A 19,818-nucleotide genomic window follows, 5' to 3' on the forward strand; every position below is an offset into this window, starting at 1 on the left:
TTTTCGAGGGATAAAGAATGATCATGCTTGCCGAACAGGTAGCTCAAGAGCTCAACGAGGCCATTGAAAACGATCAGCTGGTTCTGCCAACGTTACCTGAAGTGGCCCTGCGTGTTCGCGAGGCAGCCGAGGACCCGGATGTCACAAGCGCTGACATGGGCAAGCTCATCGGCAACGATACGGCATTGACGGCGCGAATCATTAAGGTAGTAAACAGTCCGCTGCTCAGAATTAGCAACGAGATCACGGATCTTCACACCGCTATCAATCGGCTAGGTATCAACTACACCTGCAATCTTGCAATCGGACTTGCAATGGAGCAGATGTTCCAAGCTACTACCGACGCGGTTGATCACAAGATGCGTGAGGTATGGGCTAAAAGCACGGAAATCGCGGGCATCAGCTATGTTCTGTGCAAGCACTTCACTCGCCTTTCTCCCGATCAGGCTGCACTGGCGGGCCTGGTGCATCAGATCGGTGTGCTACCCATCCTGACGTATGCCGAAGAGCACAGTTCACTGCTGGCCAACTCGCTGACACTGGATCGTGTAATCGAGGAAATCCATCCCAAGATAGGGAAGCGGATTCTGAAAGCCTGGGATTTCCAGGAGTCCATTGTCAACGTGCCTCAGGATTATCTGGACTTCGAGCGCAATACGCCCAAGGTGGATTACGCCGACATTGTTCAGGTTGCTTACCTGCAGAGCCTTAGCGGCACGGAGCATCCCTTGACTAAAATGGACTGGACGCCTATCGCTTCCTTCAGAAAGCTGGGGCTGGATCCTTCTACCGACATCAAGGCCGATGAGGATCTAGGGGAAGCACTGGAACAGTCCAAGCACTTCCTTCAATAGGCCGTCCAATCGATATTGGGGATCACGCGCTCGTCAGGGAATACAACCCTTACACGCAGCCCTCCCGCCGCGCCATCATGCAAGGTTATAGCAGCCTGATGGGCGCGGCAGATCTCTCCTACGATAGCCAATCCCAACCCGGCACCGCCCCGCTGGGGATCTAGCCGGTGGAAGCGCTCGAAAACGTGCGCTCGCGCATCGGCAGGAATACCCGGGCCATCATCCTCGACCTCAAGAATACAGGGTGTGAGCACCCGGATAATGACCGTACCATTTTCAGGCGTGTGAGCCAGTGCGTTATCGATAAGGTTGGATAACAACTCATTGAGCAAGGTTGGCTCGCCCTTTACCCATACCTCAGCTTCCGCTTCCAGCTCCAGCGAGACACCTCGCTTATAGGCCAGCGGCGCAAGCGCAAGACCAAGATCTCTGGCCAAGGCTCCCAACTCGATGCGCTCTGCTCCACCTTCGGCAATGGCTTGTGCCCCGCTTTCGATCCTTGCCAGGGACAGGAGCTGATTGGCGAGATGAGCCAAGCGGTCTGTATTGCGCTGGGCATCAAGCAGGGTTGCATGCCATTGCTGCGGGCTCTGCTCACGAACACCCAGCTCAAGGCGAGCCTTTAGCGCGGCCAGTGGTGTACGTAATTCATGGGCAGCGTCGGCAATGAACTGAGCCTGACGCTCGAAGAGCCCTCTCAGCCTGACCGTAAACTGGTTCAATGCGCTTACCAAGGGAAACAGCTCCCGCTGAATCACCACCCTAGGCAGCGGACGCAAATCGTCCGCCTGACGCTCCTCAACCGCAGCCCTTAATCGCTCAAGCGGCTGAAGCGCTACGCTTACAACCCACCAAACCAGCAGCAAAGCTCCCACGGAAAGAAGGCAGAGCCGCAACAAGGTATCAACCAGCAGGCTACGCGCCATGTTTTCACGAGCCTGCTCTGTCTCCGCTACCCGTATTTCAGCCATGCCGTTCATATTGGTTTCACTGACCGGCTGCATCAAACTGACAACCCGTACACCTTGCCCCCGGTACTGTCCGTCATAGAAACGCGCCAAGGCAGGATAGTCCTGAGTCAGCGGCGTATCCGGAGGAGGTGGCGGAAGATTTTCGTACCCGGAGGTCAGATGCCCTTCAATGTCAAGCACCTGATAATAGATTCGGCCGGCACTGTCATAAGCAAAGGTATCTAGCGCGACATAGGGCACATCGGCCCTCAGGGTACCGTCCTCTGCGGACAGCCCGGCTGCGATGGTTCGGGCTGATGCCAAAAGCGTCCTGTCATAGGCGGTGTCGGCAACCTGGCGACCATTGATATAGGCGCTAAGGCTGCTCACGATCAATAACAAGGCCAGCAAGACAGCCAGACGGCCAAGCAATCGACCTCGCAGACTGCCCTCGATGACAACACTGCTATTGGCTTCAGAACTTTCCGGGCTTACCCTCACGCCTTCCCTGCGTTCAAGCACCTGAAAACTCCAGCAGGTAGCCCAGCCCTCTAAAGGTCACGATACGAACAGCACTGGCCTCAAGCTTCTTGCGCAAACGATGTATGTAGATTTCGATGGCCTCAGGGCTGGCTTCTTCATCCAGACCAAAGACCTGGGAAGCCAGTTGTTCCTTACTCATCACCCGACCGGGTCGGGCAATCAGAATGCCAAGCACTGCCTGCTCGCGCGAGGTCAGGGTCAAGGGCTCATTATCAAGCGTGAAGCGTCGGGTGTTGAGGTCATAAACGAGCGGGCCGCAGCGCTGTTGGCGCTCGCCGCCCAACACACTGCGTCGAAGCAGTGCCTTGACTCGAGCTTCGAGCTCGGTAAGTTCGAAGGGTTTAGCCAGGTAATCGTCAGCCCCTAGGTTAAGCCCCTGAACCCGATCCTTCACTTCCCCGCGCGCCGTCAGCATCAATACCGGCAAACGGTTACCCCGCTCACGAAGACGGGCCAGGATTTCGAAGCCATCCATTCGCGGCAACCCAATATCTAGAATGGCCAATGCATATTCCTCACTTGCCAGTGCCAGGTCAGCAGCGACACCGTCATTGATGACGTCGACAGTCCAACCTTCTCCCTTCAGCGCCTGCGCCACACTTTCAGCCAGTGACAGATGATCTTCGACGAGCAAGATACGCACTCGATTCTCCGAAATCGTGTTAGATCGTCTCAGTGTACCCAGAGCGACTGATAAATGGTCTAGATCCTTTCAGATTGAAAGCTTCGTGAAAGCTTGTGCCACTACGATCAGGTTAATAAGCCTTATACGCACCAAAGACCCTACAAAAACAACAATACGGAATCCCATTATGCAGACCCGTCGCATACTCGCCTCGTCGGAAACTCTTCCGCCCTACCCTACTTACGCACTTCGCCAGCCGTCAGGCTCGCTACCTGTTTACGTATCAGTTTTTAACTGACGCAAGATTGCCTCAGCAATAGAATCACGCTGCTCCGTTGCCGTTCCGCACTATAAAAACAAAAGGAGATAACCATGGCCCTATCCCTACGCCCCCTGGCAATCGCTGCTGTTGCAGCAATGCTCTCCACACAGCTGCAAGCTGAACCCAAACGCCCTGAATGTATTGCACCAGCCTCTCCAGGCGGTGGTTTCGACCTGACCTGCAAACTTGCCCAGAGCGCGCTGGTAAACGCCAAGCTGCTAGAAAAACCTATGCGGGTTACCTACATGCCAGGAGGTGTAGGCGCAGTGGCTTACAATACCGTCGTGGCACAACGCCCCAAGGACGGTGGAACAATCGTTGCGTTTTCAAGCGGCTCCCTGCTCAACCTGGCACAAGGCAAGTTTGGCCGCTTCGATGAAAAGGCCGTTAAATGGCTGGCAGCAGTAGGAACCAGTTACGGTGCCATCGCCGTAAAGAATGATTCTCCCTACAAGACCCTTGGCGATCTGGTCGAAGCGCTTAAAATGGATCCAGGCAAAGTGGTCATTGGCTCTGGCGGAACCGTCGGTAGCCAGGACTGGATGCAGACCGCGCTCGTTGCCAAGGCCGCGGGTATCAATCCGCGTGACCTCCGCTATGTCTCATTGGAAGGCGGTGGCGAGATCGCAACGGCTCTGCTGGGTGGGCATATTCAGGTGGGCAGTACGGATATTTCCGACTCTATGCCTCACATCGAGAGCGGTGATATGAGAATCCTGGCGGTCTTTTCTGAAAACCGTCTGGAGGAGCCTGCCATGGCCAACATCCCAACCGCTCGCGAACAGGGATACGACATCGTATGGCCTGTAGTGCGTGGCTATTACCTTGGCCCGAAAGTCAGTGATGAAGACTACAACTGGTGGAAAGCCTCCTTCGACAAACTGCTGGCTTCGGATGACTTTGCCAAACTACGCGACCAGCGTGAGCTTTTCCCCTTTGCCATGACTGGCAGTGAGCTGGATGCCTATGTACAGAAGGAAGTTGCCAAGTACCGGAGTATGGCTAAAGAGTTTGGCCTGATCCAATAACACTACCTGCCGCTCCGCGCAGGCGGAGCGTTCGAGGGAAATGCCATGCTTTTTCAACGTCTCTTTCTGGGCGTCTGGCTAATTGCCGGCCTGGTCATGATGTACCTTGCCCTGGATTATCAGGCACCGTTCTCTTACGAGCCGGTCGGCCCCCGCGCCTACCCCATGTTGATGCTGGGACTGATGTCAGCAGGGCTGGCTTACCTTCTGATCAAGCCTACGCCAATTGATCACGCCCATGACGAACAACCCATGGATGCACCAACTGCGCGCAAGGTAGTCAGCTGCGTTCTGCTGCTACTGGCTTACGCCCTGCTGTTCGAGCCATTCGGCTTTGTTCCCAGCAGCATCGTTGCAGGCTTTCTGTTTGCTCGACTCTATGGCGGGCGCTGGTTGCCCAGCCTCGTGACCAGCATTGTCATGTCCATCTGCCTATACATCCTGTTCGATCGCATTCTGGACGTTCCACTGCCCTTGGGCATCCTAGACGGCCTGGAGATCTAAGATGGAAACCCTGAATTTTCTTGCCCAAGGCTTTGGTGTTGCCTTAACGCCTACCAACCTTATTATCGCCCTGATCGGTACGCTGATCGGAACCGTGGTTGGCCTGCTCCCAGGCTTAGGCCCTATCAACGGGGTGGCCCTGTTGATCCCGGTAGCGTTTGCGCTAGGCCTGCCGCCTGAATCCGCTTTGATTCTTTTGGCAGCGGTTTACCTTGGCTGTGAATATGGCGGACGTATTTCGTCGATTCTACTGAACATCCCGGGCGAAGCATCAACGCTCATGACCACCCTGGACGGCTATCCACTGGCCCGTAAAGGATTGGCCGGCGTAGCCCTGTCCTTGTCGGCCTGGAGCTCCTTTATTGGCGCCTTCGTGGCGACATGCGGCATGGTACTGTTTGCCCCGCTGCTGGCTAAATGGGCAATTGCCTTTGGCCCAGCTGAATACTTCGTGCTGATGGTCTTTGCCATTGTCTGTCTGGCAGGCATGGCGGGTGACAAACCCGTCAAAACGCTGGTCGCCTCGTTGCTAGGGCTTTTCCTGGCGGCCATCGGTATTGATGCCAACAGTGGTGTTTATCGCTTCACCTTTGACAGCATCCATCTGGCAGACGGCATCCAGTTTGTTGTGCTGGTCCTGGGCCTGTTTTCGGTAAGCGAGGTGTTATTGCTGCTTGAGAAAACCCACCATGGCCAGGAAGCTGTCAAGGCAACAGGTCGCATGCTGTTCAACTTCAAGGAAGCCAAGTCGGTATTTCTGACCAACCTTCGCTGTGCTGTTGGCGGTTTTGTCATGGGTGTATTGCCCGGTGCGGGTGCGACATTGGCCAGTGCCTTGGCCTACATGACTGAAAAGCGCATGGCTGGTGAAAAGGGTGAGTTTGGCAAAGGAGACCTTCGCGGCCTTGCTGCGCCAGAAACCGCGATCGGTGCGTCCTGCTGTGGCGCCATGATTCCTATGCTGACGCTGGGTGTTCCAGGGTCGGGAACGACAGCAGTCATGATTGGTGCCCTTACGCTGTACAACATCACTCCTGGCCCGCTTCTGTTTCAGAACGAACCTACGCTGGTCTGGGGTCTGATCGCTTCGCTGTTCATTGCCAACGTGATGCTGCTCATCCTGAACGTACCCATGATCAAGGTCTTCACCAAGATCCTGGCAGTACCGAACTGGGCATTGGTCCCTATCATTGCCATCATCACGTCAATTGGCGTCTATGCCGTGCATGCGACAACGTTTGACCTGATCCTAATGGTGATCATCGGAATCATTGGATACATCCTGCGCAAGCTGGACTTCCCATTGTCGCCGCTGCTGTTGGGCTTCATTCTGGGAGGCCTCATGGAGCAGAACCTGCGCCGGGCGCTTTCGATCTCCAATGGCAGCATGGACATTCTATGGTCCAGTGGCATCAGCCAAATCGTATGGCTGCTGGTCATCGTCATGTTGATCCTGCCGATAGTTCGCATCTGGCGTCGTCGCTCTCTTCGCCGTAAAGCCAACTTGGCCAACGCGTGATAAAGGCAAAAACCAAACAGTGAAGCGTTTCTGTCAAACGTTGATCGTCTCGCTCCGGCCCTGGTGGATGACTCCCCTAGCCGGAGCAGCCGGAGGATACTTGGCCAGTCTAGCGCACTGGCCCCTTCCCTGGATGATCGGCTCACTGCTTGGAGTTATCGCTATCCGCTGCTGTGGCTGGCTGACTCAGGAAATGCCTCACGCGCGCAAAGGAGGCCAATGGGTGATCGCCACAGGCATTGGCCTACACTTCAACCAGACCATTGTTGAACAGATTGCAGCGCACGCGCTGATCATTGTGCTTGGCACGGTGCTGACCGTCACCGCTAGTGTGATAGGCATCGTGTTATTGCGACGCAGCGGCGAGGACCATGCAACTGCTTTTTTTGCCAGCATGCCTGGGGGCGCCAATGAAATGGTCAATCTGGCCAAACGCAATGACGCCGTACTGGCTCGAGTGGCCGCTGCTCAGAGCTTGAGAATGGTGTTTGTGCTGTTAAGCGTTCCGGCAGCTTACAAGTATTTATTTGGTGGCGAGCATGCTCTTGTTTCGCACACTATTGAAGTCAGTTTTTATTGGTTATTGCCCATCATGGTGGCCGGTGCCGGTCTGGCATTCATCTTTCAAAAGCTGCGACTGCCAAACGCCTGGCAATTGGGCGCTCTCCTGACCAGCATTACAGCCAGCGTGACATTCAATTTGAATATCGGCTTACCTGCAGGAGCGGGGGACATCGGCCAGTGGCTCATTGGCAGCTCACTAGGATGCTATTTCGATCGCCCCTTCTTTCGCCAGGCGCCCGCCTTCATGGCACGCACGGTGTTGGCTACCTGCGTGGCCATCCTCATTGCCACCCCTATTGCAATGGGACTGGGCTGGTTGACCGGACTCGATGCCCGCTCGCTTTTGCTGGGGATGGTACCTGGAGGTATCGCCGAGATGAGCCTGACCGCCGAAGCATTGCATTTGCTGGTACCGCTGGTCACCGCCATGCAGGTGCTTCGGCTGCTGCTGGTTCTTTTCCTGGCACAACCGGTCTACCGGCTCTGGATGCGCCGAGCGACTGACTAGCGATTAGCCCTTGCCCAACGCCTTTTTGGGATAAATATCGTAGCGACTGGATTTGCCATCCAGACTATAACTGGGCTTCGCCCCCTCGATAGGAGGCGCCTTGCGTGGACGCTTCACCACCACGCGATGACTGGCCAACCCGAGGGCAGCCTCAAGCAAGGCTGGTGCGTCAGGATCATCACCTACCAAGGGACGAAAAATGCGCATTTCCTTTTTTACCAGCGCCGACTTATCACGATGGGGAAACATGGGATCGAGGTAGATCACTTGAGGTGCCTCATCCATCTTCCGCATCAACTCAATGGCATTTCCCTTGAGAAGGGTCATGCGCGCCACGATAGCGCCGACTTCCTCGTCGCCTGTTGCACGCCTTAGACCGTCCTCAAGCAGAGCAGCAATCAAGGGCTGGCGCTCGATTAATGTGACCGCGCAGCCCAGCGTCGCCAGAACGAAGGCATCACGGCCAAGGCCGGCCGTGGCGTCGAGTACACTCGGACGTATGCCTGTGCCAACACCGACAGCCTTGGCAATCATCTGCCCACTGCCGCCTCCAAACCGTCGCCGATGCGCTGCTGCACCTTCCAAAAGATCAACCCGCACCGGTCCTGGCGCATCTGGGCCACGCTGAACCAGTTGAAGACCCGACGCCCCCAACTGAAGCACAAAATCCGTCTCAGGCGCTTGGGTGACAGGCAGGCCTAGCTGCAAGCCCAAGGCATCTGCCTGTCCCTGCCATGCGGCATCAAGCGGTTGGATGGAAACGGCGACAGCACTTGGATCAGTAATCATGACAAGGTCAATCAAGAAACAAAGCCCGCATTCTGCCAGAGCGCTGCCGGATAGGCACGCTTAACGGCACACATGGAAGCCCCCCATGTCGAGATGAAAGTGGTCATGGTGCGCCGCGTTGTAATTTGGAGACAGCGTCGTGTTAAAGGATTTACAGGCTCCTTCTCGAAGCAAATGTAAGAACCGTGTCTTGCTATCGTCCCCTTTCCAATCACGCGCTACGGTAATGCGCTGTCCGTTCTCCAGGCGAAAGCCAGCCAAGTCCAACGCATTGGCGGTAGCATGCTCACTACGACGGGCATTGGCACGATGATAGATATTGCGGCAGGCGAAACTTCCAAAATGCTCGACACTGACGACACGCTGCCCGAAAACGGCCTCTGCTGCTGGTTGTAACGTGTGCAGTTCAAACAAGGCGTAGGCTGTTGCTAAAGGACATGTCGCAAGGAAACTGCCGCTGAAGGCTACATTGGAGCGTTGCACCCTAACGACATTCTCCAGCGGGCACTGCTTGGTCCCGGCATTAGCAGGCATCTGGGCGTAGCGCAGCGGTGACGTCTGCAACGCCTGTGCGCATAGCTCAGGATCGTGTTGCAGCCTCATCAGCTTGTATCGGGTCAGAAAATTGGGTGGCTGTCGCACATCAAGCGGCTTAAATGGATTCCATTGAGGCGGAACACGGATCCAGTCATAGGCCAGACCGACCCCGGCCACCAGAATGATCAAGCACATTAGAGCAAAGACGTAACGCATACCTGTCCTGACGGTGAGCGGTCATGACTGGCGTATATGATCTGGCTTACAGCAAGCCTAGCTGCTCGACAGGCTCAGCCATGACTGGCAATGGCGGTAGTTCCGGCAAGCGCTCCTGCAGTTGCGCATGAAAACGCATGGCAAGTTCAGGAGCATGACGGTTGTCAGGTGTATGCAGAAATATGTAAGGGGTACGCCCTTCCTTGATCCATTCTGCAAATTTATTCACCCAAGGTTCTAGATAGATATCATTGGCCTCAAGTTCCAACCGACCAATGAAGCGGATCTGTGGTGATTGGGTAAAAGCAGGAACACGGACAGGCACGCGAGGCTTTTTGGCTTGCGCGTCACGAATGACATCGGAGACCGGTTCGCTACTGAACAAGGCACGGGAATCCAGCCCGATACGCTCGACATTTCTGGCCATCAGCAAATTGTTGAGCTCACGCTCAGCCATACCCTTGCTGAAAAAATCGTCATGTCGCACCTCTACTGCTATTCGCCCTGAGGAAGGCAGTGCATCCAGAAAATCAGCCAGCTCGGCCAGTCGATTCGGACCAAAGCTTGAAGAAAACTGAAGCCAGTATGGGCTGACACGCCTCCCTAACGGGACCAGCAACTGCATGAAGGAATGCGCATGGGATAAGCAGGCTCTTAGATCACCGTCATGGCTGATCTCGCGAGGAAACTTGGCGCAGAAGCGAAAGTGATCCGGCATCAACTCAGCCCATCTCGATACCGTCTCGACAGAGGGCTCGGCATAGAACGTGGTGTTTCCCTCTACCGCGTTAAACACTTGAGCATAGCGCGGAAGAAACTCCGAGGATCGTGTAGATGCTGGATAGAGTGAACCTCGCCAGTGAGGATCACTCCATGATGGGCAACCAATATAATAAGGCAGCATCAAGCTTCAGACATAAAAGTCCAGGCCTACTACCTGAGCGGCCCCGGTATCTCGTGGCAGCATGGCAATACTGTCGTAACTGGCAATGGCACGTGCGCTACGGGCGCTGATCGGCTGTTCATAGAGAACATATTCCCGCGCTGTCAGCAGCTGAGCATCACTGGTCACTTCATCATCTGGCTGGGTTGACTCGACTCTGCGAATCAGTGGCGCAGTACCCAACCCCTGCGAGGAAACATTACCCGTAGCGGGCTGCTCACGACGGACTTCTTCCTCATTCTGTATCTCATGATACGAGCTGTCCGCCCGATTACGACCAGGACGATCTAATGAGTAAGAGGAAGTGTAGCTATCGATACGCATGATTAATGCCCTTTTGCCAGTATCGCCACTGTATGAGATCGCCTGCGCTTAGCAAACTATCTCAAATACCATACGGTCGATGAAATCAGCAGTTCATCTATTGAACTCAGTAATACACACAGGGTTTTACCGCCTGTCGCCTGTTGCTGTCGAGGCCGGATCAGCGTGGCTGCTTAGGCGTGGCAACTTGATCACGCAAATAGACAGGCTGCGCTTCTTCTGCTGATACGGCGCCTCCCTGACTCCATGCATACGTCGCCAGGGTCAGGATATCCTTGGCATGGGGCAGAAGATTACCATCCGTTTCGGCAACAGAAGCGGCTATGCGGCCAACATACCCCCATCCTGTACCGGCCCCAAACCATTCTCCTGCACTGCCTGCTGGAAGCTGCGCCTGCTCGGGAGGAAGCACCGCTTCAACTCCAACCAGTTGCATCACCTCTTGCTCCAAGCGATAACAACCCCAGTAGACCTCATCCATACGTGCATCGATAGCGGCGGCTACCTGATTAACGCCTCGCTCACGATAAGCCCGCTGCGCCAGTGCAGCCAGATTGGACACCGGCAGCACTGGCCGGTCCAGACCGAAAGCCAGGCCTTGAACAACACCAATCGCAATACGCACGCCGGTAAATGCGCCAGGACCGCGACCGAATGCGATGGCGTCTATGGCCGTTAGCGCAAGTTCTGATTCAGCCATGAGTTCTTGAACCATGGGCAGCACTTTCTGTGCATGCATACGGGGAATCACTTCATAGCGGCACATGACGCTTCCTTCATGGAGGAGCGCAACAGAACAAGCTTCGGTAGCAGTATCAATGGCCAACAGCGTAGGCATCGGTGGTATCCAGACAAAACAGCAAAGTCTGCCAGTATAAGTTCCAGAAACGACAACGGCCATCCGAAGATGGCCGTTGATCGAATCTCTAATGCTTACAGGTTGCCGGCTTTCTTGACGCCATCTTTGACATCGCCAACCACTTTCTGGCCTTTACCCTTGATCTCTTGGGTATCGCCTTCATTCTTGAGGCTCTGATTATCGGTGGCCTCACCTACACCTTGCTTGGCTTTACCCGCTACTTCGTTCGCAGTGCCTTTGATCTTATCTGTTGTGCTGCTCATAGCGTTCTCCTAATTTCGTTGTGTGCCTTATTAGGACTGAGCGCAAGACAAAGGAGTTCAACTATTCTTATTTGAGAGGCTGGCTTTTGGTTTTTTGCATTTTCCCTTCAGATACTAAAAACGGCCCTGAAAGGACCGTTTGGCAACAGATAGAAACGCCTTTACTTGAGCGCTTCGAGTACCTTGGCCGTAATCGATTCGACGGACCCGACACCTTCAACCCGGCTGCACTTCGGCGTGCCTTCAGCGTCTGCTAGCTTCTGGTAGAAGTCTACCAGCGGCTTGGTCTGGGAATGGTACAGATCGAGACGCTTACGTACGGTTTCTTCTTTGTCATCTTCACGCTGAACGAGATCCTCTCCGGTTTCGTCGTCCTTACCTTCGACTTTCGGCGGATTGTAGAGCGTATGGTACACACGACCTGAAGCCGGGTGTACGCGACGACCCGACATACGCTTGACGATCTCTTCATCATCCACGGCAATTTCAAGCACGTGATCGATGGTGACGCCAGCATTCTTCAGCGCTTCGGCCTGTGGAATGGTGCGAGGGAAACCATCAAAGAGGAAGCCGTTGGAGCAATCGGCTTCCAGAATACGCTCGGAAATCAGGGCAATAATGATCTCGTCGGAAACCAGGCCACCACTGTCCATGACGCCTTTGACCTGCTGACCTAGCGGAGTCCCGGCTTTGACGGCAGCACGCAGCATGTCCCCAGTGGAAATTTGCGGAATGCCAAACTTCTCGGTAATGAACCGAGCCTGAGTACCTTTACCGGCACCGGGCGCCCCTAGCAGTATCACGCGCATGCACGTCGCTCCTTAAATGATGGTATCCAGGACTTGCCTTGAAGTGGCCCGCTCAACAGAGCCATTGCGATCCTCAGGCTGTCTCGATGTTTTATTTGGCCGTTTGACGGTCAAGGGGATTCAAAATACACAGCATCACGAGGGGGCACAAGCCACTAAAAGTCGCAGGGATTTATTCGTGCTTTCCAGATGAAATGGAAGGATTGCCTGGCTGACCGTCCTGCTGCTCCCTCATGAGGAGCAGACAGGACGTTTTCAAACAACAGGACCGGCCCTCAACCCGTATTGCGAAGGCCTGCCGCAATGCCTGCAACGCTGACCAGCAGGGCCTGATCCAGGGGGCTTGCCGTGCCCTCTCCAGCCTGCCGAGAACGTTCCAGCAGCTCGATTTGAAGCAGGTGTAGCGGATCAAGGTAGATGTTACGTACGGCAATAAACGCCCGCGTTTGAGGGTTGTGAGCCAGCAGCTCGCCCTGACCGGTCAGACGCAATACAGAGCGCTCCGCCTGCGACAACAGGTCGCGGAGCTCTTGCCCTAGCGCACGCCACTGCTCCGGCACCAACTGCTCGTCATAGAGCCGGGCAATGTCTCCGTCAGCCTTGGCTAAAACCATTTCCAGCATATCGATGCGAGTACGAAAGAACGGCCAGCACTCACGCATCTGCTGTAACCGCTGCTCATCACCCCGCTCCAGGGCCCTAGCCAACGCTGTTTCCCAGCCTAGCCAGGCAGGCAGCATCAGGCGGGTCTGTGTCCAGGCAAAAATCCAAGGGATGGCACGCAGGCTTTCCACCCCGCCCTCACGACGCTTCGCCGGGCGGCTGCCCAAGGGCAGACGGCCCAGTTCCTGCTCAGGCGTAGCCCTGCGGAAGTAGTCAACGAATTGGGGATGCTCCCGTACCACGCCACGATAAGCCTTCAGGCTGTCTGCAGCCAGACGATCCATGTCAGCCCGCCACTCCGGCTCAGGGACTGGAGGCGGCTGTAATGTAGCCTCCAAGACAGCAGCTAGGTAAAGGTTGAGATTCTGCCGCGCGATATCGGGCTGACCAAACTTGAAGCGTATCATCTCGCCCTGCTCCGTTACCCGGAAACGGCCGCAGACCGAACCTGGCGGCTGCGAAAGGATCGCCTCATGGGCAGGACCGCCACCACGTCCCACCGTGCCTCCGCGCCCATGGAAAAGGATGAGTTCAACACCCTGCCGACTGCAGATGTCTACCAAGGCTTCCTGGGCACGGTACTGCGCCCAGGCCGCAGCCAGGGTTCCTGCATCCTTGGCCGAGTCGGAATAGCCAATCATGACCTCCTGGGGTCCCTGAAGCCGTTCGCGATAGCCTGGCAGCGCCAGCAGGCTTTCAATGACCTCGCCTGCATGATCAAGATCATCCAGTGTCTCGAATAAAGGTACCACCCGCATGGGTCGACGTACGCCTGCTTCCTTGAGCAAGAGTTGCACGGCCAGGATATCTGACGCTGAGCCCGCCATCGATATCACATAGGACCCCAGCGCTGCTGCAGGTGACTCGGCAATTACACGGCAGGTTGCAAGCACTTCGGCAGTGTCTGCCGAGGGCGTGTAATCCGGTGCCAGCAAGGGTCTGCGATTGGAAAGCTCGGTCTCCAGAAACGTCAGCCGACGCGCTTCATCCCATTCGGCATAGCTGCCAAGCCCCAGATATTCTGTAATTTCGTTCATGGCTGACGCATGGCGGGTCGAATCCTGACGGATATCCAGCCGCACCAGGAAAAGTCCGAAGGTAGTAGCGCGACGCAACGCATCCAACAACGGCCCGTCAGCGATAACGCCCATTCCGCAGGCATGGAGCGACTCATAGCAGAGCTTGAGAGGTCCCAGGAGCTCTTCATTGTGCTCAAGCACCCCTGTGCTGGGGATATGAGGCTCATGAACGGCTCTGGCAGCCCAGTCGCGCGTGGCTTTGAGTCGCTCGCGTAGTTGCTTGAGCAGGGCGCGGTACGGCTCAGGTGTATCACCTACCTCTGCCATGAGTTCAGCCGAGGCACGCTGCATGGAAAGCTCCGATGCAAGGCGGTCTACATCACGCATGTACAAGTCTGCCGCCATCCAGCGTGCCAACAGCAGTACTTCGCGCGTTATCGTAGCCGTTACATTCGGATTCCCATCACGATCGCCGCCCATCCAGGAAGCGAATCGAACAGGCGTTGCCAGCAACGGCAGACGTTCTCCAGTAGCCTCCTGTAAGGTTTCGTCTACTTGTCGCAGCAGTCTGGGTATTGCATGCCAAAGCGAGTTTTCAATAACTGCGAATCCCCATTTGGCCTCATCGACAGGCGTGGGCCGCTGTCGGCGAATCTCTTCAGTATGCCAGGCTTCCGCAATAAGGCGGCGCAGTCGCTGGTGCACCTCGTGCCACTCGGCAGCCGTCAAATCATCGTGATCCTGGGCTGCCAGCTGCTCGGTAATCTCCTCGTACTTCTGAATCAACGTTCTGCGAGCAACCTCCGTTGGATGCGCCGTGAGAACTAACTCGACACTCAGCTGAGACAGCTGCTCGGCAAGCTTTGGCCCAGTGTGCCCCGCCTGTTTAAGCCGGGACAGAACTTCCTGGAGCACCCGGTCTTCCAGCGGTGCCGGCTCGTCAGCACCACGCCGACGGATACGGTGATACTCCTCGGCGATATTGGCCAGGTTCAGGAAATGGTTGAAGGCTCTGGCAACTGGTAGCAGCTCGGACTCATCCAGCGAATTGAGCGTCTCAGACAGCTGTCTTTCGCCACGGAGCGACCCGCCACGCGAAGCTTTCGCGCCCTTTCGGATACGCTCGATCTTTTCCAGAAAGGCAGGACCATACTGATCGGAAATGGTCTGCCCTAACAGCTCTCCCAGTCGGTGAACATCTTCCCGCAGACGAACATCAATCTCGACGACCATGTTTATCCCTCTTTCGTTGTTCTCTTTGTTGTTCTAGCACACCTGCGCCAGGGACCTCGTACGACACTCTGCTGTCTAGCTTTTGTAGAACTGCAACGAAACGGTCAGGCGAAGGAGATTCTCATGAAGATCAGCGAGCTCGTACAGGAATGGGAGCAGAACGCTACAGGCCGTATGGCCCACGCACACTACAACTTGGTTCTGGACCTTGAATCCGCGGCCCGGTTGCATGCCCTCCACGAAATGTATCCAAAGCGTAGCGTAGAAGAACTCTTGGCTGAGCTGGTAGGCGCGGCGCTAGAGGAACTTGAAGCCAGTTTTCCCTATGTCAAGGGACAGCGAGTCGTAGCAACGGACGAGCTGGGTGATCCACTTTATGAAGATGTTGGCCCTACGCCACGCTTTCTGGAACTGTCGAAGAAGTACCTTGCTGAGCTCAACAAAAACGATTCGTCCACATGATCGGCAGACGCACAATAACTCTAGCCAGAACAAGCCATTAGCTAGATTGAAATGCTGTTTTACCGCTTAGCGTGCTATGGATTTTTAGACAAAGGATGAACATTTCGTGACTTGAAGCGGTCCATACGTTAGTCAGTAAATAAGAGGCTTTTTTGTCAATAACCTTCGATCCGATAAATAGCGAAGGTAATAAAAGGCCTCGGCCACCCTGTCAGCCAGGGAACAATTTAGCTGTTTGGACTATTAATGGAGCTGAGCCCTATGAATACATTGACTGCCAAGAAATCGATACAAAAGGCCTGTGGTCTGAAATTCGCTGCACTGGCGCTAGGCAGTGCACTGATCCTAACCGGCTGCGCAGGTGATCCGCCTAGTGAGCAGATGGCCGTTACTCAATCCGCAGTCAATGAAGCGGTAAGTGGTGGCGGTAACCAGTACGCTCCGCTGGAAACTAAATCCGCCCAGGACAAGTGGACACAGGCTCAAACAGCACTGAACGAAAAGAACTACGAAAAGGCCAAGCAATTGGCTGAGCAGGCCGAGTGGGACGCACGTCTTGCAACTCGCAAGACCCAGGCTGCCAAGGCTGATGCAGCCCTCCAGGACGCTCAGAAGAGCATTCAGCAGATCCGCGAGGAAGGGATGATCAACGGCGAGCTGCAGCAAAAGCAGAACCAACGCCAGCAATAAGCTGACCCATCCCCTATTCCCGTCTTATGCCTAAAGGATGAATGTTATGCGTAAACAGTTTCTTATCCCTGCCGTATCTGCCCTGAGCATCGCCCTGGCTGCCTGTTCGACTCCACCAAACCCGAACCTTGAGAAGGCCCAGGCTGACTATGCTGCCTTGCAGGCACAGCCCCAAGCTTCTCAATTAGCGGCATTGGAAACCAAAGATGCAGGCGATTGGGTAGATAAAGCCAGCCGTGCTTACCGTGAAGGCGAGAATGAAAAGAAAGTCGACCAGCTAGCGTACTTGGCCAACCAGCGCATTCAACTGGCCATGCAAACTGTCAAACTGCGCATGACCGAGCAGCAACTGCAAGGCGTTGACGCACAGCGTACCCAGGCTCGTCTGGATGCCCGTACTGCGCAGCTCAAGCAGCTGCAAAGCCAGCTTAACGCCAAGCAGACGGATCGTGGTACTGTCGTAACCTTTGGCAACGTACTATTCGATCTGAACCAGGCCACACTTAAGCCCGCAGGCATGACCAACGTTCAGCAGCTAGCCAGCTTCCTGCAGCAGAACCCAGAACGTCAGGTCATTGTTGAAGGCTACACTGATAGCACTGGCTCCGACTCATACAACCAGCAGCTGTCCGAGCGCCGTGCGAATGCTATCAAGACCGCGCTGGTCAGCATGGGCATATCGCCTAATCGCATCGTAACCCGAGGCTATGGCAAGGCATTCCCGGTAGCTAGCAACTCTACCGCAGCTGATCGCGCCATGAATCGTCGCGTAGAGGTTACTATTTCCAACGACGCGAATCCGGTTGCACCACGCATGTAATAGGTGACCGTCCTAAAAGCCCGGCTAATGTCGGGCTTTTTTATGGGCGGGTGATCAATCAATGAGCGTAGCGTTAGTTAATACCTCTGCCATTTCAGTGGAGAACGCTACGAGGATGACTTCACGAACCGAGCTGCCTTCCGGTCTGGGCTCTTGGAGAACGGATACCGCAACGCGTGCCGCTTGCTCCGCAGGATATCCATAGACACCACAGCTGATCGCAGGAAAGGCCAGGGTACGGGCATCGATACTTTCAGCCAGCGCCAACGTGTTTCGGTAACACCGCGCTAACTGCTCGGGTTCACCTGAATTGCCTCCGCTCCAAACCGGCCCGACGGTATGAATGATGAAGCGGGCCTGAAGATTGAAACCAGGCGTAAGCTTGGCCTCTCCAACCGGGCATCCGCCCAGTCGTCGGCAATACTCCAAGAGCTCAGGACCCGCTGCCCGGTGAATCGCGCCATCAACGCCACTCCCGCCTAGCAGACGCTCATTCGCCGCATTGACGATGACATCAACATCCAACGCGGTAATATCCCCTTGCCATACCCGAATTTTCATTCAAACCTCTACGAGCAATGAATGGCTATTCACTGCCTTTCTCGCCTTGCGCCTTGGTCGTTGCTTCATAGACGCGCTCAGCGAGACGTGAAAAAGGGAGCGTTTGGACCCATACGGAGCCGTGTCCTTTTAAGGTTGCCAACACCAAGCCCTCACCGCCAAACAGCATGCTGCGTAGGCCGCCTGCCAAGCCAATGCTGTAATCGATACCTTCGGTAAAACCAACCAGACACCCGGTATCAAGCCGGAGCGTTTCCCCATTGAGCTCTTTGCGAATGACCGTACCGCCCGCATGCATGAAGGCCAGACCATCGCCTTCCAGCTTTTCCAGGATGAAACCCTCACCACCAAAGAAGCCGGCCCCCAGGCGGCGGTTAAACGCTACGCCTACACGCGTACCTAGCGCAGCACAGAGGAAGGCATCGCGCTGACAGAAAAGCGTACCGCCAATAGCTGAGAGGTCAACCGGCACAACGTGTCCTGGATAAGGCGCAGCGAAGGCTACATGACGCTTGCGCTTTCCCTCATTAGTGAAGTGCGTCATGAATAGCGATTCGCCGCCCATCATGCGTTTACCAGCGCTCCACAGCTTGCCCAGCACTCCGCCGGATCCGTCCCCCATGCGGGCAGTGAAATCGATGTCTTCTTCCATATAGGTCATGGCACCTGCCTCGGCGATAACGGTCTCGCCGGGATCAAGTCCGATTTCCACCGCCTGCATGGACTCGCCAATGATGCGGTAATCGATCTCATGACTGGGCATGGCTTACTCCTGTAAGCCGACACAAGGCGTCGGCGTGGTCAAATGATATTGGCGTAATCCGCTTCGATTCGATCCAGGCTGAGATGGTTCAGGAAGTTGGAAAAACACATCCAGGCCGATAAGGCATTGAGATCCTGGAATTGGGGCGGCAGGTATTTGGGCGGCGCGACTAGACCCTCTTCAACCAGCTGGCTCAGGATGCGCATGTCTTCCAGGGTGGTCTTGCCACAAAACAACAGGGGAATCTGCTCTACCTTGCCCTTACGAACGGCCAGCTGAATGTAGTTGTAGATGAGAATGAAGCCCTTGAGATAGGAGAGGTCTTTGGTAAACGGTAACTCGGAAGGCGTAGAACCGCGGAATACGCGACTGGCATTCTGGTAACCATCCTCCAGGCTGTAACCCTGCTCCTCATAGAATCGGAAGACATCCAGAAAATCAGCACCCTCCTCTGCCATGTGAATAGCACGGGTACGATTGGTTAGCTTGCGCAGGCGTGAAGGGTAAGAAGTAAAGGCAATGACCTCCATGAGGATAGCCAAGCCTTCCTGCGTAACGGTGGACGATGGCGGTCCTTTCGAGAGAAAGGTGCAGATCGGCTGATTCTGACCGTTCAGTGTTGTCCCGACATGGACCAACCCCTCATGAACCTCCAACGCACGAATATCGCGCTCGTTGAACATGGCGTCCGCCCGAATCTTGATGTAATCCGCACCTGCGGCAGCGTCGGCAACGATTCCATCTGATTCGAACACACGGATAGTGCCTTCGTCTTCTCCAAACACTGCATTCAGACGCTGCTGCAGCATCGGTGCAGCTTCCTTGGCGGTGAGTGTCTTGGGCTCGTCTTTGAGATCGCTGCGCTTATCGATGTTGTTCAGATAGTCCGACATCATCATGCCTAGATCAGCCAGGGTCGGGTCACCGGCATGAAAGGCATCGGACGCCGCCCCATAGAGCTCCTGCGAGATCAGGCCAAAATCTCGCGTCCCTCGCGCCTGAAGCATCCGCACGACCATGCGGTACTCACGGCACATACGCCGCATGATTTGCCCCACCGGGCTGAATTGCCCCAGGTGCCGGGTCACTTCCCGCTCGATGCTTTGAAACTCGCCCTTGACCTCATCCGGGTCGAACCCCAACGGCCGCTGTTCATAGTAGGCGCGATCCACCGGGGGTAGCATCTTGCCCTTGCCATCGAGAAAGCGCTGTTTGACCTCATCATCCCACTTCACCGCATCGAGAATCCGGATGGGGGCCTGGGCCGCCACGATACGATCGGAAAGCGTGCGAATCGTCTCTTGGTACTGGTTTTTCACCTTGCGTGAATTCATGCCCACCTCATTACAGGGAAGACAAACCCTGACGTATGCAGGATAGCGTATCGACTGTCTGGGTAGACGGCGGTTCGACAGATCTCGGTACGCCAGAAATAAAAGAACCGCCATAA

General features: G+C 55.4%; 21 protein-coding genes. 8 read left to right on the top strand and 13 right to left on the bottom strand.

Features of this window, described 5'->3' with window-relative positions:
- Positions 1-17 precede the first annotated feature (17 nt).
- A complete protein-coding gene (locus EAW52_RS15275; protein WP_010797629.1) occupies positions 18-854 on the top strand; it encodes an HDOD domain-containing protein in 837 nt (278 codons plus the stop codon).
- On the opposite strand, the gene EAW52_RS15280 is transcribed toward EAW52_RS15275, so the two are convergent.
- Positions 848-2,260, bottom strand: a complete 1,413-nt coding sequence (locus tag EAW52_RS15280; protein WP_051370242.1) for a sensor histidine kinase — start codon at positions 2,258-2,260, stop codon at positions 848-850. The two genes, EAW52_RS15275 and EAW52_RS15280, sit on opposite strands and share 7 nt — an antisense overlap.
- Before the next feature lie 58 nt (positions 2,261-2,318).
- A complete protein-coding gene (locus EAW52_RS15285) occupies positions 2,319-2,990 on the bottom strand; it encodes a response regulator (RefSeq protein WP_122043117.1) in 672 nt (223 codons plus the stop codon).
- Positions 2,991-3,338: 348 nt separating this feature from the next.
- Between EAW52_RS15285 and EAW52_RS15290 the strand changes: the two genes are divergently transcribed.
- From EAW52_RS15290 to EAW52_RS15305, 4 genes are all read left to right on the top strand, one after another.
- Positions 3,339-4,322 carry a tripartite tricarboxylate transporter substrate binding protein gene (locus tag EAW52_RS15290; RefSeq protein WP_177411935.1) on the top strand — a complete coding sequence of 328 codons (984 nt, stop codon included), beginning with the start codon at positions 3,339-3,341 and terminating at the stop codon, positions 4,320-4,322.
- 45 nt (positions 4,323-4,367) lie between these two features.
- On the top strand, positions 4,368-4,826 hold the full coding sequence (locus EAW52_RS15295; protein WP_122043119.1) for a tripartite tricarboxylate transporter TctB family protein: 459 nt from the start codon (positions 4,368-4,370) through the stop codon (positions 4,824-4,826).
- A 1-nt stretch (position 4,827) separates the two neighbouring features.
- A complete protein-coding gene (locus EAW52_RS15300; RefSeq protein ID WP_010797624.1) occupies positions 4,828-6,345 on the top strand; it encodes a tripartite tricarboxylate transporter permease in 1,518 nt (505 codons plus the stop codon).
- Positions 6,346-6,412: 67 nt separating this feature from the next.
- Positions 6,413-7,417: an AbrB family transcriptional regulator gene (locus EAW52_RS15305; protein WP_122043120.1), complete on the top strand. Its 1,005-nt coding sequence runs from the start codon at positions 6,413-6,415 to the stop codon at positions 7,415-7,417.
- Between the two features lie 3 nt (positions 7,418-7,420).
- Here EAW52_RS15305 and EAW52_RS15310 read toward each other — a convergent pair whose 3' ends face one another.
- The 8 genes from EAW52_RS15310 to ppc form a co-directional block, all read right to left on the bottom strand.
- Positions 7,421-8,206, bottom strand: a complete 786-nt coding sequence (locus EAW52_RS15310) for a class I SAM-dependent methyltransferase (RefSeq protein WP_122043121.1) — start codon at positions 8,204-8,206, stop codon at positions 7,421-7,423.
- 60 nt (positions 8,207-8,266) lie between these two features.
- The gene (locus tag EAW52_RS15315) at positions 8,267-8,959 is read right to left on the bottom strand and encodes an extensin family protein (RefSeq protein ID WP_122043122.1); all 693 of its coding nucleotides are present in this window, start codon (positions 8,957-8,959) and stop codon (positions 8,267-8,269) included.
- Between the two features lie 46 nt (positions 8,960-9,005).
- Complete coding sequence (locus EAW52_RS15320; protein WP_074827587.1) at positions 9,006-9,863, bottom strand: DUF72 domain-containing protein; 858 nt, start codon at positions 9,861-9,863, stop codon at positions 9,006-9,008.
- Between the two features lie 6 nt (positions 9,864-9,869).
- Positions 9,870-10,226, bottom strand: a complete 357-nt coding sequence (locus EAW52_RS15325; RefSeq protein ID WP_010797619.1) for a hypothetical protein — start codon at positions 10,224-10,226, stop codon at positions 9,870-9,872.
- A 160-nt stretch (positions 10,227-10,386) separates the two neighbouring features.
- Positions 10,387-11,064 (bottom strand): tRNA (adenosine(37)-N6)-threonylcarbamoyltransferase complex dimerization subunit type 1 TsaB, encoded by a 678-nt coding sequence (gene tsaB, locus EAW52_RS15330; RefSeq protein ID WP_074827590.1) that lies wholly within the window; start codon positions 11,062-11,064, stop codon positions 10,387-10,389.
- A gap of 95 nt (positions 11,065-11,159) precedes the next feature.
- A complete protein-coding gene (locus tag EAW52_RS15335) occupies positions 11,160-11,348 on the bottom strand; it encodes a CsbD family protein (protein WP_010797617.1) in 189 nt (62 codons plus the stop codon).
- A gap of 161 nt (positions 11,349-11,509) precedes the next feature.
- Positions 11,510-12,157 carry an adenylate kinase gene (gene adk / locus EAW52_RS15340; RefSeq protein ID WP_010797616.1) on the bottom strand — a complete coding sequence of 216 codons (648 nt, stop codon included), beginning with the start codon at positions 12,155-12,157 and terminating at the stop codon, positions 11,510-11,512.
- Positions 12,158-12,432: 275 nt separating this feature from the next.
- Positions 12,433-15,072: a phosphoenolpyruvate carboxylase gene (ppc, locus tag EAW52_RS15345; protein ID WP_122043123.1), complete on the bottom strand. Its 2,640-nt coding sequence runs from the start codon at positions 15,070-15,072 to the stop codon at positions 12,433-12,435.
- A 123-nt stretch (positions 15,073-15,195) separates the two neighbouring features.
- Here ppc and EAW52_RS15350 point away from each other — a divergent pair, with 123 nt between their 5' ends.
- The 3 genes from EAW52_RS15350 (at position 15,196) to EAW52_RS15360 (ending at position 17,044) form a co-directional block, all read left to right on the top strand.
- Positions 15,196-15,534, top strand: a complete 339-nt coding sequence (locus EAW52_RS15350) for a pilin assembly protein (protein ID WP_122043124.1) — start codon at positions 15,196-15,198, stop codon at positions 15,532-15,534.
- 246 nt (positions 15,535-15,780) lie between these two features.
- Positions 15,781-16,224: a DUF4398 domain-containing protein gene (locus EAW52_RS15355; RefSeq protein WP_026004043.1), complete on the top strand. Its 444-nt coding sequence runs from the start codon at positions 15,781-15,783 to the stop codon at positions 16,222-16,224.
- Positions 16,225-16,270: 46 nt separating this feature from the next.
- The gene (locus tag EAW52_RS15360) at positions 16,271-17,044 is read left to right on the top strand and encodes an OmpA family protein (protein WP_122043125.1); all 774 of its coding nucleotides are present in this window, start codon (positions 16,271-16,273) and stop codon (positions 17,042-17,044) included.
- 54 nt (positions 17,045-17,098) lie between these two features.
- Here EAW52_RS15360 and EAW52_RS15365 read toward each other — a convergent pair whose 3' ends face one another.
- The 3 genes from EAW52_RS15365 to EAW52_RS15375 are packed head-to-tail and all read right to left on the bottom strand — an operon-like array spanning position 17,099 to position 19,702.
- Positions 17,099-17,605 carry an O-acetyl-ADP-ribose deacetylase gene (locus EAW52_RS15365; protein WP_122043126.1) on the bottom strand — a complete coding sequence of 169 codons (507 nt, stop codon included), beginning with the start codon at positions 17,603-17,605 and terminating at the stop codon, positions 17,099-17,101.
- 25 nt (positions 17,606-17,630) lie between these two features.
- A complete protein-coding gene (locus tag EAW52_RS15370) occupies positions 17,631-18,368 on the bottom strand; it encodes a TIGR00266 family protein (protein WP_122043127.1) in 738 nt (245 codons plus the stop codon).
- A gap of 38 nt (positions 18,369-18,406) precedes the next feature.
- Complete coding sequence (locus EAW52_RS15375; protein ID WP_122043128.1) at positions 18,407-19,702, bottom strand: flavohemoglobin expression-modulating QEGLA motif protein; 1,296 nt, start codon at positions 19,700-19,702, stop codon at positions 18,407-18,409.
- Between the last annotated feature and the right edge of the window lie 116 nt (positions 19,703-19,818).

It is taken from the genome of Pseudomonas sp. LTJR-52, from assembly GCF_003691465.1.
Taxonomy (GTDB): Bacteria; Pseudomonadota; Gammaproteobacteria; order Pseudomonadales; family Pseudomonadaceae; genus Chryseomonas; species Chryseomonas luteola.